Genomic DNA, 18303 nt, shown 5'->3' on the forward strand with positions numbered 1-18303 from the left:
GCGGGCTCCGTGGGGATCAGGCGAGGGTGATGGCGGCGATCAGCCGGCCATAATCGGCCTCGCCGCGATGCGTCGCCCGACGGTAGCTGAAGAAGCGGCCCTCGTCCGCATAGGTGTCGAGGCCGAGGTCGTCGATGGTGCCGACGCCGATCCGCGCCAGCCGCGCGGCGATGTAGCCGGGCAGGTCGAACAGCGCGTGGTGCTGGCGCGTCGAGGGAATGAGGAAGCGGTCATTGGCCGGGTCGAGCCCGGTCAGTGTCGCGATAAAGTCGGGACCGACCTCATAGCTCGGCTGGCGGATCAGCGGGCCGATGGCGGCGACCATGTTCTCGCGCCGGGCGCCGAGTTCCTCCATGCGGGCGACGGTGGACTCCAGAACCCCGCCAACCGCGCCCTTCCAGCCGGCATGGGCGGCGCCGACGACGCGGGCCTCTCCATCGGCGAACAGCACCGGGCCGCAATCGGCGATGGCGACGCCCGCCGCGACGCCCGGTGTGCGGGTCGCCACCGCATCGGCCTTGGGCCGCCCGGCCCAGGGGGCATCGACCACCACGCAATCGGGCGAATGGATCTGCCAGCAGGTGAGCAAATGCGTCTTCGGCACGCCGAGCGCCTGTGCCATGCGGGCGCGGTTCTCGGCCACATGGGCGGGGTCGTCATTCGAGCCGGTGCCGCCATTCAGTCCGGCGTAGAGCCCTTCCGAGACGCCGCCCTCGCGGGTGAAGAAGGCGTGGCGGATGCCCGGCAGGGCGGCAAGGGCTGATGATTCGACCTTCATGCGGCGGTGTCCCTGAATTCCTCGTCGGCGGCGAATCCGGCGATCTCGCCCAGCGCAGGATGCACCAGAGCGAGCGCCTTGAAGAGGGTGCCCATCTGCCCCTCGCCGGAACCGGCAAGGCGGGCATGAGCGGCGGCGATGGCGGTGCAGGTCGTGGCATCCGCGTTGCGGCTCAGCCGCTCGGCGCGGGCGCCGATGCCGAGCCGTTCCAGCAGGGCGCCCTGGGGGATGGGACCGAAGGCGCGGGCGCCCATGCCGCGCGCGGCGCGGGCCAGCGCGGCGAAGTCGACATGGGCGGTGAGGTCCGCCGCACCGGGATGGGCCAGTACATCGTCATAGGCGTGGGCGCGCAACGCCTGAAGCGTGTCGCCGAAGCCGCCGCCCGGATCGCGCTCCCCGGCATGGCCGTAATCGATAAAGAGCGTCGCCCCGCCGGTCGCCGCGAGGCGGGCGCCGATCTTTTCCGCCATCGACAGACCGGCGGGGCAGATTTCCAGAATCGCGCCGGGAGCGGCGGCGCGCAGCCGGGCCTCGCCCCGCGCATCGAGCCGGGCGCCCGGCCGCAGGCCGAAAGCGAGCGCGCCCGCGTCATCGAGACCGATCATGCGCTCGGCCAGACCTTCCGGGGTGCGCAGGAACTGGCGGATCGGCAGGGCGTCGACGAACTCGTTGGCGAGCAGGATCAGCGGGCCGGCGGGCAGTTCCTCGACCGACGCGGCCCAGTCGGCGCCATGTCCGGCGAGCGTTTGCGCCTGCCGGGCGCGCAGGCGCGGCGAGGCTTCCACCAGCACGACCCGCGCCGCGGCGTGGAAGCCGGGCACGATGCGGGTGGCGCGCAGCGCGTCCGCCATCATCGTGCCGCGTCCGGGGCCAAGCTCGGCGAGGATGAACGGGGAGGGTGCGCCGAGCCGCATCCACGTGTCCGCCGCCCACAGGCCGACGAGCTCGCCGAACATCTGGCTGATCTCCGGCGCGGTGACGAAATCGCCGTCCGCGCCGAAGGGCTCATGCGTCGTGTAGTAGCCGAGCGTCGGGTGGAACAGGCAGCGTTCCATATAGTCGGCGACCGTGATCGGCCCGGTGAGCGCGATGGCGCGGGCGATCTCGGCGGCGAGCGGCGTCGTCATACCGGCGCGTCGGCCGAGAGCGCCGGGCGGCGGCGGGCGCGGGCGACGAGCGCCAGGCCGACGGCGAGCATGGGCAGGGAGAGCAGCATCCCCATGGTCAGCCAGCCGCCCGCGAGATAGCCGAGCTGCGGGTCGGGCTCGCGGAAGAACTCCACGAAGATGCGGGCGCAGCCATAGAGGAAGACGAACAGGCCGGCGACCGTGCCCGGCCGGGTGAGCGCGCCGGCGCGGATGGCAAGCTGAAGCATGATGAAGATGAGAAGTCCTTCCAGCCCGGCCTCATAGAGCTGGCTGGGATGGCGCGGCTCCGGTCCGCCATGGGGGAACACCATGGCCCAGGCGACATCGGTCGGGCGGCCCCACAGCTCGCCATTGATGAAATTGGCCAGCCGCCCGAAGAACAGGCCGATCGGCACCACGGCGGCGGCGATGTCCAGCATCGACACGAAGGCCAGCCCGCGCTTCCGGCAAAACAGGTACATGGCGAGGATGGAGCCGAGGAAGCCGCCATGGAAGGCCATGCCGCCATGCCAGACGGTGAGCGCCTGAAGCGGATTCTCGATGTAATAGGCGAGGTTGTAGAACAGCACATAGCCGATGCGCCCGCCGAGGATGACGCCGAAGGCGATCCACACCACCGCGTCGTCGAAGGCTTCCGGCGGGATCGGCGAGCGCCCGCCCCACAGCGCCGGGCGCTCGCACAGCCGCTTGGCCATCCACCAGCCGAGCAGCAGCCCGGCCACATAGGCGAGGGCGTACCAGCGTATGGCAAACGGCCCGAGCTCGATCAGCACGGGGTCGATGCTCGGGAAGGGCAGGACGAGGAAGGGCGGAGCAAGCATGGGCATGGGAGGCTTTGCGACGGAGGCGGGAGGGCAGCACGAACGCCGCGCCAGAGCAAGGGAGAGCTGAGGGCGCGCCCGGCGATCACACGGGCCCCGTGGAGCGGCGAGCGGTCGGGCCGGCCGATTTCTGTGGCCCGATGCCGGGATCTTGCACTCCCTCTTGCCCGCGCGGCGTGACAGGATCAAGGCGGGCAGGCTATACCCTCGCCCCTTGCGGAGGACCCGCCAGCGCCCCATTCTCCCCCTAAAGAGGCGCTAGACGCGACGGGCCTCAGCCGGGAGTAAGGACATGACCCAAACCAACAGCCGTATCTTCGACGATTTCGCCCGGCTGATGAACGATGCCGCGGGCGTGGCGTCCGGCGTGCGCCGCGAGGCCGAGACGGTCATGCGCTCCCAGGCCGAGCGCATCCTGCGCGAACTCGACGTGGTGACGCGCGAGGAATTCGAGACCGTGAAAGAACTCGCCGCCGCCGCGCGCGAGGAAAATGAGCGTCTCGAAGCCCGCATCGCCGCGCTCGAAGCGAAAATCAGCCCGCCGGATTCGCTCGGCTGACCCATCCCGATTGTGGATGCGGCGCATCGCCGCTTGCGGCAACGCCGCGAATCCCGACACCCTTGCCTCGGGCCGTCCATCCGGCGGTCCAGGCCGACGGTCTCAGTGAGGTGCCTATCCAGCGCGATAAAGTCGACAACGGCGCATTTCCTTCCCGGAGCGCCTGCGAGGCCCGAGCGTTGTACGCGTCCACGCTGCGTCCGTGCCCACCCTCGCGAGGTCGAGCATGACCTATACTGACTTCGAGTCCGACACCCACCTCAATCCTCTGGATCTGGTCGAGCGCATGGCTGCGCTCAATGAATGGGCGTTCGAGCGTTCGGCCGAGGACGAGATCACCATCTCGATCGAAGGCCGCTGGACCGATTGCCATGTCTCCTTCCAGTGGATGGACGAGGTGGAGGCGCTGCATATCGCCTGCGCCTTCGACCTGAAAGTGCCGGAGAAGCGCAAGACCGAGGTGCTGCGCCTGCTCTCGCTGATCAATGAGCAGATGTGGATCGGCCATTTCGACCTCTGGTCGAAGGAAGGCGTGATCATGTTCCGCCACGCCCTCCTGCTCGCCGGCGCGGAAGCGACCGACCGGCAGTGCGAAGTGCTGATGGAATGCGCCATCGAGGCGGTGGAACGCTATTTCCCGGCCTTCCAGTTCGTCGTTTGGGCCGGCAAGTCGGCCCGCGAGGCGATGGACGCCACGCTGTTCGAGACCGTCGGCGAGGCGTGAGCAGCCGGGTTTAAGCGGGGGCGGGCGATACGTCGCCTGCCCTTCGCTCTCGTCTCGTGCGGCGACCAAGCGATCCTGCGTGCTTCGAGGCCGGCTTGGCAGCCGGCACCTCAGCATGACGAACGTCGTCGCGGTGCCGGACATGACCTTGCTCTCATGGATTTCGATATCTCAGGTGCACCGTCATCCTGAGGTGCCCGGCAGGGCCGGGCCTCGAAGGATGCTCACGCGCAACGCCGCCGCCTGACCGCCCCCGCCAAAACCGTGGATGCGCGGCGCGGGGGCGGGCATCCCGGCGCGGGACGGGATATGCTGCGGTCAGAAACGGCCTCCCTTCCGCATCAGACTCAGAGTTTCCCCATGGTGACACTTTCCGACATTCCCGGCCGCGTGCTGCTGGTTGGCGCCGGCAAGATGGGCGGCGCCATGCTGGAGGGATGGATCGGCCTCGGGCTGGAGCCGGCGCGCATCGCCGTCATCGATCCCGGCCCGCCTTCCGAGGTGGCGGCGCTGCTGGAGGCGCGCGGCGTGGCGCTGAACCCGCTGAATGGTGGCCCGCCCGCCGTCATGCTGCTGGCGGTGAAGCCGCAGGTGGCGCCGGAGGTGCTCGCCAAGGTCGCCCCATTGGCCGGGCCGCAGACGCTGATCGTCTCGGTGATGGCCGGACGCACGCTCGGTTTTCTTGAAGCCGCCTTTGCGCCGGGCACGGCCGTGGTGCGCTCCATCCCCAACACGCCGGCGGCGATCGGGCGCGGCGTCACCGTCGCGGTGCCCAATGCGGCGGTCACGCCGACGCAGATGAGCATCGCCGACGCGCTGCTGCGCGCCAGCGGCGGGGTGGAATGGGTCGAGGAGGAGGCGCTGATCGACGTCGCCACCGCCGTTTCCGGTTCCGGCCCGGCCTATGTGTTCCTGCTCGCGGAGGCGCTGGCGGCCGCCGGGGCGCAGGCCGGGCTGCCGGCCGACATGGCCGACCGGCTGGCGCGGGCCACCGTCGCCGGGGCCGGCGAACTGATGATCCGTTCCGGTATCGAGCCGGCGCAGCTCCGCAAGAATGTCACGTCGCCCAACGGCACCACGGCGGCGGCGCTGGCCGTGCTGATGGATGAGGAGCGCGGCTTCGTTCCGCTGCTTACCGAGGCGGTGCTTGCCGCCGCACGCCGCTCGCGCGAACTCGCCGGCTGAGGCGTTCACCGGTATTTGCGCATGGTGGGGGTCGAGCTGCGCCTCGTCCCCTTCTCCTGACCAGTCCGAATACCTAGATTGAGGAAAGAACGTTCAGGACAGGAGGTCACGATGGCACGCTCATCCGGAACGAAGGCGCCGACCGACGGCGAGACCACCGGCAACACGCCAGCGACCCAAACGACGGGAGCCAAGACGACCGGAGCCAAGACGACCGGAGCCAAGGCGGCTGGGGCGAAGACCGCCAGCGTCAAGACGTCCGCCGCCAAGGCCCCTTCCGACAGCACGGACACTTCGACGGCAGCCAGCACGCCGGTGCCGAACGCGGCCGCTGCGCGCGACGAGGCGCGGGCGGCGATCCTCGACAGCTTCCTCGTCCTGCTGGCCGAGCGGCCCTTCGAGCGCATCAGCCTCGGCGATGTTGCCGAACGGGCCGGCGTCTCGCTGGCGGAATTGCGCGCCGCCTATGGCTCGACCTTCGACATGGTGTCGGCCTTCGTGCGCGAGACCGACCGCAAGGTTCTGGCCGGCCCGACCGACGACATGGCGGACGAGCCGGCGCGCGACCGGTTGTTCGATGTGCTGATGCGCCGGCTGGATGCGCTCGGCCCTCATAAGGGCGCGCTGCGCTCGCTCGCCGAATCGGCCCGGCGCAACCCGTTCTTCGCCCTCGCGCTGAACCGCCTCGCGGTGCGCTCGCAGCAATGGATGCTGGCAGCCGCGAAGATCGACACGGCCGGCCTCAAGGGCGCGGTGCGGGCGCAGGGGCTGGCCCTGGTCTATGCCCGCGTGCTGCAGACCTTCCTGCGCGACGAGGACCCCGCTTTGGCCCGCACCATGGCCGCGCTCGACCGCGAACTCGACAAGGGCCAGCGGGCGCTCGGCCTTCTGGAAGGCGCGGTGCGTCTTGCCACGGGCGGCCGGCGGGGCCAGAAGGAAGCCCAGCCGCCGGAGGAACCGGCCGCAGCCTGAAGCCGAGACGGAAGGGGATCATCGTGAGCCTGGCGCCCAGCGAGCCGATTTCATTCGCCGATTTCCTCAAGGTCGACATCCGCGTCGGCACGATCATCCAGGCCGAGCCCTTCCCGGAGGCGCGCAAGCCGGCGATCAAGCTGGTGATCGACTTCGGCCCGCATATCGGCTGCAAGAAGTCCTCGGCGCAGATCACCCTGCATTACGCGGCGGAGGATCTGGTCGGCCGGCAGGTCGCGGCGGTGGTCAATTTCCCGCCGCGCCAGATCGGGCCGATGATGTCGGAAGTGCTCACCCTCGGCTTCCCGGACGAGGACGGCGCGGTGGTGCTGTTCAAGCCCGACCGCGAGGTGCCGAACGGCGCAAGGCTGTTCTGAGGCGTCGTCGCCTCACACCGGGATCCGCACCGTCGCGCGCAAGCCGCCCATCGGGCTCTCGCCGAGGCTGATATCGCCGCCATGGGAGCGGGCGGCGTCGCGGGCGATGGTGAGGCCGAGGCCGGAGCCGCCGGCATCCTGGTTGCGCGCATCGTCGAGCCGCACGAAGGGGCGGAACACGTCCTCCCGCTTGTCCGGCGCGATGCCCGGCCCGTCATCGTCCACCAGCACGGTCAGCCAGCGGTCGTCGCGCATCGCGGTGATCTCGATGCGCGTGCCATGCCGCCACGCATTGGCGGCGAGATTGGCGAGGCAGCGGCGGAAGGCATCGGCGCGGATCATCACCATCGGGTCGCCGGTGAACACCGCGCTCACCGTCGCGCCGTGGCGCTCGGCATTGTGGCGCGTGTCCTCGATGATGCGGGAGACGTCGGCCAGCACCGGGGTTTCGCCATTATCGTCGCGGGCGAAGGCGAGATAGGCCTCCAGCATGTTCTGGAGTTCGTCCACATCCTTGCGCAACCCTTCCGTGTCCGGGCTGTCGCCGATCAGCGCCAGCTCCAGCTTGAAGCGGGTGAGGATGGTGCGCATGTCGTGGCTCACGCCCGCCAGCATGGTGGTGCGCTGCTCGATCTGCCGCTCGATGCGCCGGCGCATCTCCAGGAAGGCCAGCGCCGCGCCGCGCACCTCGCGCGCGCCGCGCGGGCGAAAGCCGGTCACGTCGCGCCCCTTGCCGAAGGCGATGGCGGCATCCGCCAGCGCCTCGATCGGCTTGATCTGGTTGCGCAGAAACAGGATGGCGACGGCCAGCAGCACCAGCGAGGTGCCGACCATCCAGACCAGGAAGATGTGCGAATTGGACAGATAGGCCTGGGTGCGGCGGGCGAACACGCGCAGCACCATGCCGTCCAGCTGCACCCGCACCTCGATGAGGTTCGAATTGCCGACCGTGTCGGTCCAGAACGGGCGGCGCAGGCGCTTGCCCAGTTCCCCCGTGAAATTGGAATCGAGGATCGAGAAAAACGGCTTGGGCCCCGGGGGCGGCAGGCGCTCGCCCGGCAGGAAATCCACCGTCAGCCCCATGGCCGACTGGGCGATCTGCTTGATCCGCTCCTGGTCGGCGCTGGTGGGAAAGGTGGCCGCCAGATCGGAAATTGCGGTGATGTCCTGCGACACGGCCGCCGAGAGGCGGCGCGTCACGGTGTTGTAGTGCCGCTCCATGAAGACGAAGGCGAGCACGGATTGCAGGATCACCATCGGCGTGACGATGATGATGAGCGAGCGGGCATAGAGCCCCTTGGGCATGATGCGGTTGAACCAGGCGCCGAAGCGCGCATTGTTCTCGCGCATCCGCGCCTGCGTCAGGCGCAGCCGCTGCCGGGCGGCGCCCACCATATGGGTGTCGAGCAGGCTCAAGGCGCCACGACCAGGCGGTAGCCGACGCCCCGCACGGTCTGCACATAAGCGGGGTTGGCGGGATCGCGCTCGATCTTGCGGCGCAGGCGGTTGACCTGCACATCCACCGCCCGGTCGCCGGCGGCGACGCCGGGCGCGACGAGGGCCTGGCGCGGCACCGTTTCGCCCGGCCGCTCGCCGAGCACGCGCAGCATGTCGCGCTCGCGGTCGGTAAGGCGCACCAGCTCGCCCTCGCGGGTGAGTTCGCCGCGCTCCAGATGGAAGATGAAGGGCCCGAAGCGCAGCGTCTCGATCGCCTGCGCCTGCGGGGTGGCGGAACGCTTGATGATGTTGCCGATGCGCAGCAGCAATTCGCGCGGCTCGAAGGGCTTGGCGAGATAATCGTCGGCGCCGATCTCCAGCCCCTGGATGCGGTCGCTGGTCTCCGAGCGGGCGGTGAGCATGAGGATCGGCACGCTCGACTGCGTGCGCACGTGACGCGCCAGCTCGAAGCCGTTCTCGCCGGGCATCATCACGTCGAGGATCAGCAGATCGAAGGTGAGCCCGCCGAGCCGCGCGCGGGCATCCGCCGCCGATTCGGCGGTGGTCACGCGGTAGCCATGCTCGGTGAGGAAGCGCGAGAGCAGGTCGCGGATGCGGCGGTCGTCGTCGACGATCAGCAGGTGGACGGCGTCGTCGGCGGGCATGGTCTTCACCGTCGCTGTGCCGGTGGCGGCGTTGAGCATGGCGTGTTCCTTCAGCCGGTCGGGCGCGCCGTGGCGCGCTTGTCCGCCGGTGCCTTGACGGCGCCGCTAGCGCGGGCTTCCGCCTGCTGGTCGGCGCGGGCGATCAGCTTCTCGACCGGGCCGCGATCTTCCGGGTCGATCATGGCGACAAGAAAGCGGCGGGCGCTCTCGCGCATGTCCGGCCCGCATTCGGCGAGCGCGCGGCGGAGGCGGTGCGACTGGATGGAGACGAATTCCTGCGCCAGTGCCTCGCCCTTGGGCGTGAGGTACAGCAGACGCTGCCGGCGGTCGGACGAGCCGGCGCGGCTGTCGATGAAGCCCTGGTCCACCAGTTCGCGCAGCACCCGCCCGAGGCTCTGCTTGGTGATGCGCAATATGTCGAGCAGGTCGGTCACCCGCATACCTGGGTGGCGGCTGACGAAATGCAGCACGCGGTGATGCGCCCGGCCGAAGCCGATGCCCTGCAGAATTTCGTCGGGATCACTGACGAAGTTCCTGTAAGCAAAGAAGAAAAGCTCGATCAGGTCGATCAGCGGCTCTGCCTCGCCCGCAGCGGGGGCGCGCGCAGGCGCGCTGGAATCGCCCTTGGCGGGGCGGGAAGGCGCCGAGACATTTATGTCAGCCATGTTGACTTTTTTCGTTATGATCGTTACCGAGATGTCCCGTTCAACGAAAGGATCGTTCGGCAGGCGCCGGGCAATCGGTTCGAAACGGGACGGACGGGCTGCCCCAAGGGCGGCAAACGATAACGGGACTTCGGCTGCGAGGCAAAAGGTTGCGCTATCAGGCGCAACGCCGAAGCCCCGGCAGGCCGAAGGACGAGAGGGGCCGGCGCCGCGAGGGCGCCCCGGACCCCATTTGGGAGATGACCATGGCTAGCGAGCCTTTCGACAAACGTAGCGGCTGGATCTGGTATGACGGTGCCTTCGTGCCGTGGCAGGACGCCCAGGTTCATGTGCTGACCCACGGGCTGCACTATGGCAGCTGCGTATTCGAAGGCGAGCGGGCCTATGGCGGCGAGATTTTCAAGCTCGACGAGCACACCGCACGCCTGCGCGAGAGCGCCCGCATTCTCGATTTCGAGCTTCCCTACAGCGATGCCGAGATCAACGCCGCGTCTCGCGAGCTGCTGGCCCGGATGAACCTCAAGGATGCCTATCTGCGTCCCGTCGCCTGGCGCGGCTCGGACATGATGGGTGTCTCGGCGCAGAACAACCAGATCCACCTCGCCATCGCGGCGTGGGAATGGCCGAGCTATTTCGACCCGGCGCAGCGGCTGAAGGGCATCCGCATCGACGAGGCGAAGTACCGTCGGCCGGATCCGCAGACCGCGCCCTCGACCTCGAAGGCGGCCGGCCTGTACATGATCTGCACCATCTCCAAGCACGCCGCCGAGCGCAACGGCTATGCCGACGCGCTGATGCTGGACTGGCGCGGCCGCGTCGCCGAATGCACCGGCGCCAATGTGTTCTTCGTCAAGGACGGCGTCATCCACACGCCGGAGGCCGATGCCTTCCTCAACGGCATCACCCGCCAGACGGTGATCGAGCTCGCCAAGCGCCGCGGCATCGTGGTGATCGAGCGGGCGATCATGCCGGAGGAGCTGGCCGATTTCGATGAGTGCTTCATCACTGGCACCGCCGCCGAGGTGACGCCGGTCTCCGAGATCGCCGGCCGCTTCCACTATCAGCCGGGCCCGGTGACCCGCACGCTGATGGACGACTACATGGCCGAGGTGCAGCCGAAGAAGGCGGCGGCCTGAGGCTGCTGCCTGAAGTCGCGCGCCAGCCTGAGCGCAACGTCATGCCCGGCCTCGTGCCGGGCATTCACGTTTTTGGGCCTGTCAGAGGCCGGAAGGCGGGGATGGCCGGGTTAAGCCCGGCCATGACGGCGTTAGAGAGGTCAAGGATTTCAGGCCTCGGCCAGTCGCTCCGTCGACATGCGGTCGTTCGCGCCTCGACCGATCCCCGAGAGCAGCGTCATGCCGGCCTTGGGCCGGGCATCCACGCCTTTCGAGCTTGTGGGCGGCGGCCAAGTCATGGATGGCCTGGCCAAGCCCGGCCATGACGGGTAGGAGGCGCTACGCTGTGTGGCGCCCGCGCGCTCAGCCCCACCGCTCCGCCGCGTCGTCGTCGCTCTCCTTGGCGGCGACCCAGCTGCGCTCTTGCTCGCGTTCTTCCATCTTCCAGAACGGGGCGCGGGTCTTCAGCCAGTCCATCAGGAAGGCGGCGGCCTCGAAGGCGGCGGCGCGGTGGCTGGAGGCGGTGACCACCAGCACGATATTGTCGCCCGGCACCATCCGCCCATAGCGATGGATCACGGTGGCGCCGGTGAGCGGCCAGCGCGCGCGGGCTTCCTCGACGAGGCGCGCCATCTCCTCTTCCGCCATGCCGGGATAATGCTCCAGCGTCAGCGCGATCAGTGGCGCGCCACCGGGGGCGTCGTCGGCGCGGCACAGCCCGGCAAAGGTGACGACGGCGCCGATATCGGTGCGCCCGCGCGTGAGCGCGGCGGCCTCCGTCGCGGCGTCGAAATCCTCGGCCTGGATGCGGACGGTGAACAGGGGTGCCGTCGACATGCCGCCCTCCGGTGTCAGCCGCCGGTCATCGGCGGGAAGAAGGCGATCTCGCGCGCCGTGCCGAGCGGCGTGTCCGGCCGGGCATGCGTGCGGTCGAGCGCGGCGCGCACGACCTTGGGGTTTTCGAAGGCATGGGCATAGCCCTCGCCGCGCGTGGCGAGAAAGGCGGCGAGGTCGCCGACCGTGCGCACATCGCCCGGCAGCTCGATCTCTTCCGCCTCGCGGCCGATCCGCTCGCGCACCCAGGCGAAATAAAGGATCTTCACGACTCGTCCCCGATGAGGTGACGCGCCCCGGCGCGGAAATAGTCCCAGCCGGTGTAGAGCGTCAGCACTGCCGCAACCCAGAGCAGCGCGATGCCGAACAGCGTGATGCCGGGCACCAGAAGATCCGCCGCCGGGCCGGCCAGCAGCACGCCCACGGCCACGAGCTGGGCGGTGGTCTTCCATTTGGCGAGCTGCGTCACCGGCACGCTGACGCGCAGCTCGGCGAGGAATTCGCGCAGGCCCGAGACGAGGATCTCGCGGCACAGGATGACCAGTGCGGCCCAGAGCGACCAGCCGCGAATCGTGCCGTCGGAGGCGAGCATCAGCAGCGAGGCGGAAACCAGCAGCTTGTCGGCGATCGGGTCGAGCATCCGGCCGATGGCCGATTGCTGCGACCAGGCGCGGGCGAGATAGCCGTCGAAGAAGTCGGTGATGGCGGCAATGACGTAGATCGCCACCGCCAGCCAGCGCAGCCACAGCCCGCCGTCGAGAATATCCGACCAGAACAGGCAGGCCGCCAGCACCGGAACCGCCACGCAGCGGCCATAGGTGAGAAGGTTGGGCAGAGAAAAGGCGTTCCCGCGCTTCACCTTGGCAGGCTCCCGTATCGGCGGCTCGCTGGTAGTGACATCGACCATGCTTCGCCAGCTCCCATCAGACGGACGTAACCACGCGGGGCAGCCGCGTCAATCGCGTTGGCACGATCGGGCGATGCGTGTTTTGCTCCGCTTGCTGCCAACATGCTGCGTGCGCCCTGTGGCCCTGGCATGACCATCGGGCCGGCGCCGCGAAAACAACGCCGATTTTCCACTCCGGCATCGTCATCGTCCCGGTTTGGCGTGGAAGAAGTCATAGACCGCCCGCGCGGTTGCCGCGTTGACACCCGGCACGGCTTCAAGATCGGCCAGCGAGGCCCGCTCGATCGCCTTCAGCGTACCGAAATGGTGCAGCAGCGCGCGCTTGCGGCTCGGGCCGACGCCGGGGATTTCCTGCAGGCCGGACTGTGTGATGTCCTTCTTGCGCCGCGCCCGGTGCGAGCCGATGGCGAAGCGATGCGCTTCGTCGCGCAGGCGCTGCACGAAATAGAGCACGGGATCGCGCGGCTCCAGACGGAACGGTGCGCTGCCCTCGCGATAGAAGGTCTCGCGCCCGGCATCGCGGTCCGGGCCCTTGGCGACGCCGATCAGCGGCACATCGGTGATGCCAAGGCTAGCCAGCGTCTCGCTGGCCGCCTTGAGCTGGCCGGGGCCGCCGTCGATCAGCACGAGGTCCGGCCAGGCGGTGGAGGCGGCTTCAGCTTCTTCGGTGCCTTCCCTCTCCCCGTCGAGGAGAGGTGGCCCGCGCAGCGGGTCGGTGAGGGGCAGGGCGCTACCCGTTTCCGCTGAAGCCCCCTCATCCCAACCCTCTCCCCCGGGGGGAGAGGGGGCAGGAGTGCTGGCGCGCGGCGTCCGCGGCGCTTCCTTCATCAGCCGGGAGAATCGGCGGGTCAGCACCTCGCGCATCATGCCGTAATCGTCGCCAGGAGTGAGCTCGGTCGAGCGGATGTTGAACTTGCGGTATTGGCTCTTGGCGAAGCCCTCCGGTCCGGCGACGATCATGCCGCCGACCGCGTTCGAGCCCATGATGTGGCTGTTGTCATAGACCTCGATGCGCCGGGGCACGTCGGGCAGTTCGAAGGCGCGGCGCAATTCCTCCAGCAGCCGGGTCTGGCTGGCGCTTTCCGCCAGCTTGCGGCCGAGCGCCTCGCGCGCGTTCTGAAGGGCGTGCTCGACCAGTTCGCGCTTCTCGCCGCGCCGCGGCGTGGCGATTTCGACGCGGTGGCCGGCGCGGGCGGACAGCGCCTCCTCCAGCAGTTCGCGCTCGCCAATATCGTCGCTGAGCAGGACAAGGCGCGGGCAGGGCTTGTCCTCATAGAACTGCGCGAGGAAGGAGCCGAGCACCTCGCCGGTCTCCAGCGAGCGGTCGGCGCGCGGGTAGAGCGCGTGGTTGCCCCAGTTTTGCCCGGTGCGGAAGAAGAACACCTGCACGCAGGTCGCCCCGCCTTCCTGATGGATGGCGAACACATCCGCCTCCTCCACCGAGCGCGGGTTGATGCCCTGCGTGCCCTGCACGGCCGAGAGCGCGGCAAGGCGGTCGCGCAGCGCAGCGGCGCGCTCGAATTCCAGTTCCTCGGACGCCCGCTCCATCTCGCGGGCCAATTCCTCCTTCACTGCCCGGCTCTTGCCGGAGAGGAAGTCGCGGGCTTCGCGCACATAGTCGGCATAGTCGGTATGGGCGACCTCTCCGGTGCAGGGCCCGGCGCAGCGTTTGATCTGGAACAGGAGGCAGGGCCGGGTGCGCGCCTCGTAGAAACTGTCCGAGCAGGAGCGCACCAGGAACGCCTTCTGCAGCGCGTTGATGGTGCGATTGACCGCCCAGACCGAGGCGAACGGGCCGTAATAATCCCCCGGCCGGTTGCGCGCGCCGCGATGCTTGGTGATCTGCGGCGAGACATGGTCCTTGGTGATGAGGATATAGGGAAACGACTTGTCGTCGCGCAGCAGCACGTTGAAGCGCGGGCGCAACTGCTTGATCAGGTTGGCCTCGAGCAGCAGCGCCTCGGTTTCGGTGCCGGTGGAGACGAATTCCATCTCGGCCGTTGACGCCACCATGCGCATGATGCGCGCGGTCAGCCCCGCCGGCCGCGTATAGGCGACGATGCGCTTCTTGATGCTCTTGGCCTTGCCGACATAGAGCACCCCGCCATCCGTGCCGATCATCCGATAGACGCCCGGCCCGTTCGGGGCGTGCTTGATGGCGCGCTGAATGGCGGCGCGGCCCATCGCGACCGAACCCGGCGCGGGCTCGGCCTCGTCGGCCTCGGTGGAAACGAGAAGAAGCTCCTCCTCCCCCTCCGGGCCGGCGCTGTCGTCGGCATCGTCGAGGTCGGGAAGGTCCTGGGTCGGTCGGGCGATCATGGCCTCTAGATACGAATTCCCGGCCGGCTCGAACAGGGGCACGCGGCCGGCGTCAGCCGACTTACCTTCGTTGTGCACGCATGGTAACTCTTGGAAAAATCGGGAAGCGCCGAATTGCTGACAGCATTGAGAACCGCAGCGGAAACGCGGCTACCACGCGTTTTCGCGTTTCTGAGCCGTCTCGCGGATCATCGTGCGGCGCGTAATCCCGCAAGCGAGCTGCAATTCGTCCCGCTTCTGGTGCGGCCGGGCGAGCTTGCCTGCGATATCGGCGCCAATCGGGGCGTGTTCACCTATTGGCTGCTGCGTCTCGGTGCCGATGTCGCGACCTTCGAGCCGAATCCCTTCATGGGCCGCATTCTGCGCCGGCGATTCCCCGAGGCGTTGGAGGACGGGCGGTTGCGGCTGTTCGACGGGGCGCTGAGCGATGAAAGCGGGCTGGTCGAGCTTCACATCCCGCGCGGCTACTCGCCTCTCGCCACCATCGACGGCAATGCGGTGGGGCAGGGCGTGCCGGTGGACGAGGTGACGGTGCGCTGCTTCCGGCTCGACGATTGCCTCGACGAGAATATCTCGTTCATCAAGATCGACGTGGAAGGTCATGAGCAGAAGGTCATTGATGGCGGGCTAGGGCTCATTGCCTCGTTCCGCCCGACCCTGCTGATCGAGGCGGAGGAGCGTCACCGGCCGGGCGCGGTGGCGAGCCTGCGGGCGAGCCTTGAGCCGCTCGGCTATGAAGGCTACTTCGCCCGCGCCGACGGCCTCCACCCCATCGCGACCTTCGATGCCGCCCGCGACCAGAGCCCGGCCAGCCTGAACGAGGCTGGCACGGCGGCCCGCGCACCCTTCGCCTATATCAATAATTTCCTCTTCGTCGGGCGTTCCGACGTGAAGGCCCGGCTGGTCGGCTGGCGCCCGACGGTCGTCCTGCCGACGAACTGAACGGCATTTTCCCGCCCCGGTTGCCGGCCACCCGCGCCGCGATGCTGCGTCGCGGCAGGAATGGGGTTATGGAAGGGCATGTCCAGCCTCGCCGATGCCCCCCGCACGCCCGTCGTCCCGCTCTCCGGTTATGCGCTCGCTGCCGGCGGGGCGATGCTGTTTGCCTCCAAGGGCATCGTCATCAAGCTGGCCTATGCGGAAGGGGTGGATCCCGAGACGCTGCTGGCGCTGCGCATGCTGTTCTCGCTGCCGTTCTATCTGGTCATCGGCGCGCTGGCGCTGCTGCGCGTGCGGGGCCGGGGCGAGCCGCTGCCGGGCGGGCGCATCGTGCTGTTCTCGGCGCTGGTCGGGGCGCTCGGCTACTGGTTCGCCAGCTATACCGATTTCCTCGGCCTGCAATATATCTCCGCCTCCTATGCGCGGCTGATCCTGTTCACCTATCCGGTGTTTGTCGTGCTGTTCGGCGCACTGCTGTTCAAGCTGCCGGTGCGGGGCAAGGCGCTGTGGGCCTTTGCCGTCGCCTATAGCGGGCTGGCGCTGATCTTCGTGCAGAATTTCTCTCATCTCGGCCACGACGCGGTGCTGGGCACCGGGCTGGTGGCGCTGACGGCGATGAGCTTCGCGCTCTATCAGGTGCTGGCGAGCCGCCTGCTGAAGCAAATCGGCTCGGCGCTGTTCACCTGCATCGCCATGATCGCAGCTTCCGCCGCCGCGCTCGGCCAGTTCGCGGTGACGCATCCGCTGGAGAAGCTCATCGTCACCCCGCATGTCTTCTGGCTGTCGATCATGCTGGCGATCGGCGCGACCGTGCTGCCGACCTTCTTGATGAACGCGGCGCTGAGCCGGATCTCGGCGCAGGCCAATGCGATGATCAGCACGCTGAGCCCGGTCGCCACCATGGCGCTCGCGGTGCTGATCCTCGGCGAGGAGATGACGGCGCTGGACCTGTTCGGCGCCCTGCTGGTCACCGCCAGCATCGGCTGGTTCACGCTGAGCGACCGGCGGGGCCGCTGAGCGCGCTTAATCCGTCTCGGTGTCCGGCGTCTGCCAGGCGAGGTGCTGGCCGCCATCCACGGCGATCATCTGCCCGGTAATGCTCGCGGCGCGGGCGAGGTAGAGCACCGCGCCGGCAATCTCCTCCGGCGTCGGGCCGCGGCCCAGCAGGACCGCGCGGCTCTGATAGGCGAAGGCCTCGCCATCCTGCCGGTCATTGGCGAGCGTCGGACCGGGGCCGACGGCGTTGACCCGAATGCGCGGGGCGAGCGCCTGCGCCAGCATCCGCGTCGCCGCCCACAGGCCGTTCTTGGCGATGGCGTAGGACAGATAGGCCGGCGTCGGCTTCCACACCCGCTGGTCGATGATGTTGACCACCGCGCCGGCCACGCCCTCCGGCAGCGCCGCCGCGAAGGCCTGGGTGAGAAACACCGGGGCCCGCAGATTGCACGCCATATGGCGTTCCCAGATGCCGGGTTCGAGGCTGCCGAGCGCGTCCGGGTGGAACTCGGAGGCATTGTTGACGAGCAGGCTGGGAGCGCCCAGCGCCGCCGTCGCCTCCGGAATGAGCGCCTCGACCGCCGTCATCTCGGCGAGATCGCCGGTGACGAGGGCGGCCCGGGCGCCCAGCCCCCGGATCTCCGCCAGCGTGGCCTCGACCGCCGGCTTGGCGAGGCGGGCATGGACCGCGATGTCATAGCCCGCGCCGGCCATAGCCAGGCTGATCGCCCGGCCGATGCGCACGCCGCCGCCGGTGACGAGGGCGACGGGGCGCGCGGGCGCGGGGATGGCGGTGATGTCGGTCGGTTCCATGGCTTTTCATGCGTTGCGGCACTGGCCGCGTTATCGGGCGGGACAGTTACGCACTTACCCCCGGTGCCGGATCATCGGTACCTTTCTCCCGTTTGTGGAGATCATTAACCATGATGCGTCAGATAAGGCCGTGATTGCAAAGATATTGTGGTGCGAGCTTGGTATCGGATATGGCGATATGGTTAATAACGGATGCGTGAATGACAGTAAACCGCTCGTTAAACATAATATATCCTTACACGCGGCACTAAGATTCTGCTCATACATTTATGCGATCGTCAGCATTACCGAATTCAGGTGGTGCCCGGCGGCGCCGCCTCACGACGCAGGAGACGAAGATGTACAGCAAGATTCTGGCCGGCGCGGCTCTGGCGGCGGCTCTCGCGGCGAGCCCGCTCGCCATGGCCGCCGACCTCGCCTATCCGGCCCCGGCCGCCTATGCGGCGCCGGCCCCCGTGTTCACGTGGACCGGTTTCTATATCGGCGCCAATGCCGGCTATGGCTGGGGCGAGGCCGACTGGTCGGACGACACCAACGGTTTCCTCGGCGGCATCCAGGCCGGCTATAACTGGCAGCTCGGCAATGGCTTCGTGCTCGGTCTCGAGACCGACCTGCAGGCCACCAACATTGAAAGCCCGACCTACCAGCTCGACTATTTCGGCACGATCCGCGCCCGCGCGGGCTTTGCCTTCGATCAGGCGCTGATCTACGGCACGGGCGGCTTCGCCTATGGCCGCGGCACTTACGAGCTTGGCGGCCTGTCGAACGACCAGACCCAGACCGGCTGGACCATCGGCGCCGGCGGCGAATATGCCTTCGCCCCGAACTGGACCGTCAAGGCCGAGTATCTCTATCTCGACCTCGGCAAGGAGACCTATGACACGGTCGGCGGCCCGATCGATATCGGCACCACCGCCAACATCCTGCGCGCGGGTGTGAACTACAAGTTCTGAGCCGCGATCACCGCGCGCAAGGCGACCTTCGGGACGCTGTGTGACGCGGGATGATGCGGGTCACGGCCCGCGATGCCCTGCAAGACAATGACCGTC

General features: G+C 68.5%; 20 protein-coding genes. 9 read left to right on the plus strand and 11 right to left on the minus strand.

Annotated features, from left to right (window positions below):
• Positions 1 to 16 precede the first annotated feature (16 nt).
• From pgeF to lgt, 3 genes are read right to left on the minus strand one after another with little or no spacing between them, the layout of a single operon-like run.
• Positions 17 to 778, minus strand: a complete 762-nt coding sequence (pgeF, locus tag KIP89_RS15835) for a peptidoglycan editing factor PgeF (protein WP_213756539.1) — start codon at positions 776 to 778, stop codon at positions 17 to 19.
• The gene (locus KIP89_RS15840) at positions 775 to 1905 is read right to left on the minus strand and encodes a class I SAM-dependent methyltransferase (RefSeq protein ID WP_213756540.1); all 1131 of its coding nucleotides are present in this window, start codon (positions 1903 to 1905) and stop codon (positions 775 to 777) included. The genes pgeF and KIP89_RS15840 overlap by 4 nt, the downstream gene beginning before the upstream one ends.
• The gene (gene lgt / locus KIP89_RS15845) at positions 1902 to 2753 is read right to left on the minus strand and encodes a prolipoprotein diacylglyceryl transferase (RefSeq protein WP_213756541.1); all 852 of its coding nucleotides are present in this window, start codon (positions 2751 to 2753) and stop codon (positions 1902 to 1904) included. Before lgt ends, KIP89_RS15840 begins: the two co-directional genes overlap by 4 nt.
• Positions 2754 to 3039: 286 nt before the next feature.
• Here lgt and KIP89_RS15850 point away from each other — a divergent pair, with 286 nt between their 5' ends.
• The 5 genes from KIP89_RS15850 to KIP89_RS15870 all read left to right on the plus strand — a co-directional run bounded on the left by KIP89_RS15850 (position 3040) and on the right by KIP89_RS15870 (position 6564).
• Positions 3040 to 3306: an accessory factor UbiK family protein gene (locus tag KIP89_RS15850; protein ID WP_213756542.1), complete on the plus strand. Its 267-nt coding sequence runs from the start codon at positions 3040 to 3042 to the stop codon at positions 3304 to 3306.
• Between the two features lie 226 nt (positions 3307 to 3532).
• Positions 3533 to 4030, plus strand: a complete 498-nt coding sequence (locus KIP89_RS15855) for a type III secretion system chaperone family protein (RefSeq protein WP_213756543.1) — start codon at positions 3533 to 3535, stop codon at positions 4028 to 4030.
• Positions 4031 to 4390: 360 nt separating this feature from the next.
• Entirely contained in the window at positions 4391 to 5215 is an 825-nt protein-coding gene (gene proC / locus KIP89_RS15860; RefSeq protein WP_213756544.1) for a pyrroline-5-carboxylate reductase, read from the plus strand.
• A gap of 111 nt (positions 5216 to 5326) precedes the next feature.
• Positions 5327 to 6187 carry a TetR/AcrR family transcriptional regulator gene (locus KIP89_RS15865; protein ID WP_250152547.1) on the plus strand — a complete coding sequence of 287 codons (861 nt, stop codon included), beginning with the start codon at positions 5327 to 5329 and terminating at the stop codon, positions 6185 to 6187.
• Positions 6188 to 6210: 23 nt separating this feature from the next.
• Positions 6211 to 6564 carry a tRNA-binding protein gene (locus KIP89_RS15870; protein ID WP_213756545.1) on the plus strand — a complete coding sequence of 118 codons (354 nt, stop codon included), beginning with the start codon at positions 6211 to 6213 and terminating at the stop codon, positions 6562 to 6564.
• Positions 6565 to 6576: 12 nt separating this feature from the next.
• Here the strand turns inward: KIP89_RS15870 and KIP89_RS15875 are convergent, their stop codons facing one another.
• The 3 genes from KIP89_RS15875 to KIP89_RS15885 are packed head-to-tail and all read right to left on the minus strand — an operon-like array spanning position 6577 to position 9331.
• Positions 6577 to 7980, minus strand: a complete 1404-nt coding sequence (locus KIP89_RS15875; RefSeq protein ID WP_369807175.1) for an ATP-binding protein — start codon at positions 7978 to 7980, stop codon at positions 6577 to 6579.
• The gene (locus KIP89_RS15880) at positions 7977 to 8705 is read right to left on the minus strand and encodes a response regulator (protein ID WP_213756546.1); all 729 of its coding nucleotides are present in this window, start codon (positions 8703 to 8705) and stop codon (positions 7977 to 7979) included. The genes KIP89_RS15875 and KIP89_RS15880 overlap by 4 nt, the downstream gene beginning before the upstream one ends.
• 11 nt (positions 8706 to 8716) lie before the next feature.
• Positions 8717 to 9331, minus strand: coding sequence for a MarR family winged helix-turn-helix transcriptional regulator (locus tag KIP89_RS15885; RefSeq protein WP_213756547.1), 615 nt, complete (start codon positions 9329 to 9331; stop codon positions 8717 to 8719).
• 245 nt (positions 9332 to 9576) lie between these two features.
• Between KIP89_RS15885 and KIP89_RS15890 the strand changes: the two genes are divergently transcribed.
• Positions 9577 to 10467, plus strand: a complete 891-nt coding sequence (locus KIP89_RS15890; protein WP_213756548.1) for a branched-chain amino acid aminotransferase — start codon at positions 9577 to 9579, stop codon at positions 10465 to 10467.
• A 342-nt stretch (positions 10468 to 10809) separates the two neighbouring features.
• On the opposite strand, the gene KIP89_RS15895 is transcribed toward KIP89_RS15890, so the two are convergent.
• The 4 genes from KIP89_RS15895 to uvrC form a co-directional block, all read right to left on the minus strand.
• Positions 10810 to 11283 (minus strand): molybdenum cofactor biosynthesis protein MoaE, encoded by a 474-nt coding sequence (locus KIP89_RS15895; protein WP_213756549.1) that lies wholly within the window; start codon positions 11281 to 11283, stop codon positions 10810 to 10812.
• Between the two features lie 14 nt (positions 11284 to 11297).
• Entirely contained in the window at positions 11298 to 11549 is a 252-nt protein-coding gene (moaD, locus tag KIP89_RS15900) for a molybdopterin converting factor subunit 1 (RefSeq protein ID WP_213756550.1), read from the minus strand.
• Positions 11546 to 12187 carry a CDP-diacylglycerol--glycerol-3-phosphate 3-phosphatidyltransferase gene (gene pgsA / locus KIP89_RS15905; RefSeq protein ID WP_250152548.1) on the minus strand — a complete coding sequence of 214 codons (642 nt, stop codon included), beginning with the start codon at positions 12185 to 12187 and terminating at the stop codon, positions 11546 to 11548. The genes moaD and pgsA overlap by 4 nt, the downstream gene beginning before the upstream one ends.
• A 183-nt stretch (positions 12188 to 12370) precedes the next feature.
• Complete coding sequence (gene uvrC, locus KIP89_RS15910) at positions 12371 to 14506, minus strand: excinuclease ABC subunit UvrC (protein ID WP_213756551.1); 2136 nt, start codon at positions 14504 to 14506, stop codon at positions 12371 to 12373.
• A 126-nt stretch (positions 14507 to 14632) separates the two neighbouring features.
• On the opposite strand from uvrC, the gene KIP89_RS15915 reads away from it, so the two are divergent.
• Both KIP89_RS15915 and KIP89_RS15920 read left to right on the plus strand, forming a co-directional pair.
• Positions 14633 to 15448, plus strand: coding sequence for an FkbM family methyltransferase (locus KIP89_RS15915; protein WP_250152549.1), 816 nt, complete (start codon positions 14633 to 14635; stop codon positions 15446 to 15448).
• 78 nt (positions 15449 to 15526) lie between these two features.
• On the plus strand, positions 15527 to 16462 hold the full coding sequence (locus KIP89_RS15920; protein ID WP_213756553.1) for a DMT family transporter: 936 nt from the start codon (positions 15527 to 15529) through the stop codon (positions 16460 to 16462).
• Positions 16463 to 16468: 6 nt separating this feature from the next.
• On the opposite strand, the gene KIP89_RS15925 is transcribed toward KIP89_RS15920, so the two are convergent.
• Positions 16469 to 17254 (minus strand): SDR family oxidoreductase, encoded by a 786-nt coding sequence (locus tag KIP89_RS15925; RefSeq protein WP_213756554.1) that lies wholly within the window; start codon positions 17252 to 17254, stop codon positions 16469 to 16471.
• 338 nt (positions 17255 to 17592) lie between these two features.
• Here KIP89_RS15925 and KIP89_RS15930 point away from each other — a divergent pair, with 338 nt between their 5' ends.
• Entirely contained in the window at positions 17593 to 18207 is a 615-nt protein-coding gene (locus KIP89_RS15930; protein WP_213756555.1) for an outer membrane protein, read from the plus strand.
• Positions 18208 to 18303: the final 96 nt, after the last annotated feature.

It is taken from the genome of Ancylobacter radicis (assembly GCF_018449475.1).
Classification (GTDB): Bacteria; Pseudomonadota; Alphaproteobacteria; order Rhizobiales; family Xanthobacteraceae; genus Ancylobacter; species Ancylobacter radicis.

Coding starts and splice junctions, on each gene's coding strand:
- KIP89_RS15890 (WP_213756548.1), top strand. CDS start 9,577: ATGGCTAGCGAGCCTTTCGACAAACGTAGCGGCTGGATCTGGTATGAC.
- KIP89_RS15895 (WP_213756549.1), bottom strand. CDS start 11,283: ATGTCGACGGCACCCCTGTTCACCGTCCGCATCCAGGCCGAGGATTTC.
- pgsA (WP_250152548.1), bottom strand. CDS start 12,187: ATGGTCGATGTCACTACCAGCGAGCCGCCGATACGGGAGCCTGCCAAG.
- KIP89_RS15880 (WP_213756546.1), bottom strand. CDS start 8,705: ATGCTCAACGCCGCCACCGGCACAGCGACGGTGAAGACCATGCCCGCC.
- KIP89_RS15850 (WP_213756542.1), top strand. CDS start 3,040: ATGACCCAAACCAACAGCCGTATCTTCGACGATTTCGCCCGGCTGATG.
- KIP89_RS15920 (WP_213756553.1), top strand. CDS start 15,527: ATGTCCAGCCTCGCCGATGCCCCCCGCACGCCCGTCGTCCCGCTCTCC.
- KIP89_RS15865 (WP_250152547.1), top strand. CDS start 5,327: ATGGCACGCTCATCCGGAACGAAGGCGCCGACCGACGGCGAGACCACC.
- lgt (WP_213756541.1), bottom strand. CDS start 2,753: ATGCCCATGCTTGCTCCGCCCTTCCTCGTCCTGCCCTTCCCGAGCATC.
- KIP89_RS15840 (WP_213756540.1), bottom strand. CDS start 1,905: ATGACGACGCCGCTCGCCGCCGAGATCGCCCGCGCCATCGCGCTCACC.
- KIP89_RS15855 (WP_213756543.1), top strand. CDS start 3,533: ATGACCTATACTGACTTCGAGTCCGACACCCACCTCAATCCTCTGGAT.
- proC (WP_213756544.1), top strand. CDS start 4,391: ATGGTGACACTTTCCGACATTCCCGGCCGCGTGCTGCTGGTTGGCGCC.
- uvrC (WP_213756551.1), bottom strand. CDS start 14,506: ATGATCGCCCGACCGACCCAGGACCTTCCCGACCTCGACGATGCCGAC.
- KIP89_RS15930 (WP_213756555.1), top strand. CDS start 17,593: ATGTACAGCAAGATTCTGGCCGGCGCGGCTCTGGCGGCGGCTCTCGCG.
- KIP89_RS15885 (WP_213756547.1), bottom strand. CDS start 9,331: ATGGCTGACATAAATGTCTCGGCGCCTTCCCGCCCCGCCAAGGGCGAT.
- KIP89_RS15925 (WP_213756554.1), bottom strand. CDS start 17,254: ATGGAACCGACCGACATCACCGCCATCCCCGCGCCCGCGCGCCCCGTC.
- pgeF (WP_213756539.1), bottom strand. CDS start 778: ATGAAGGTCGAATCATCAGCCCTTGCCGCCCTGCCGGGCATCCGCCAC.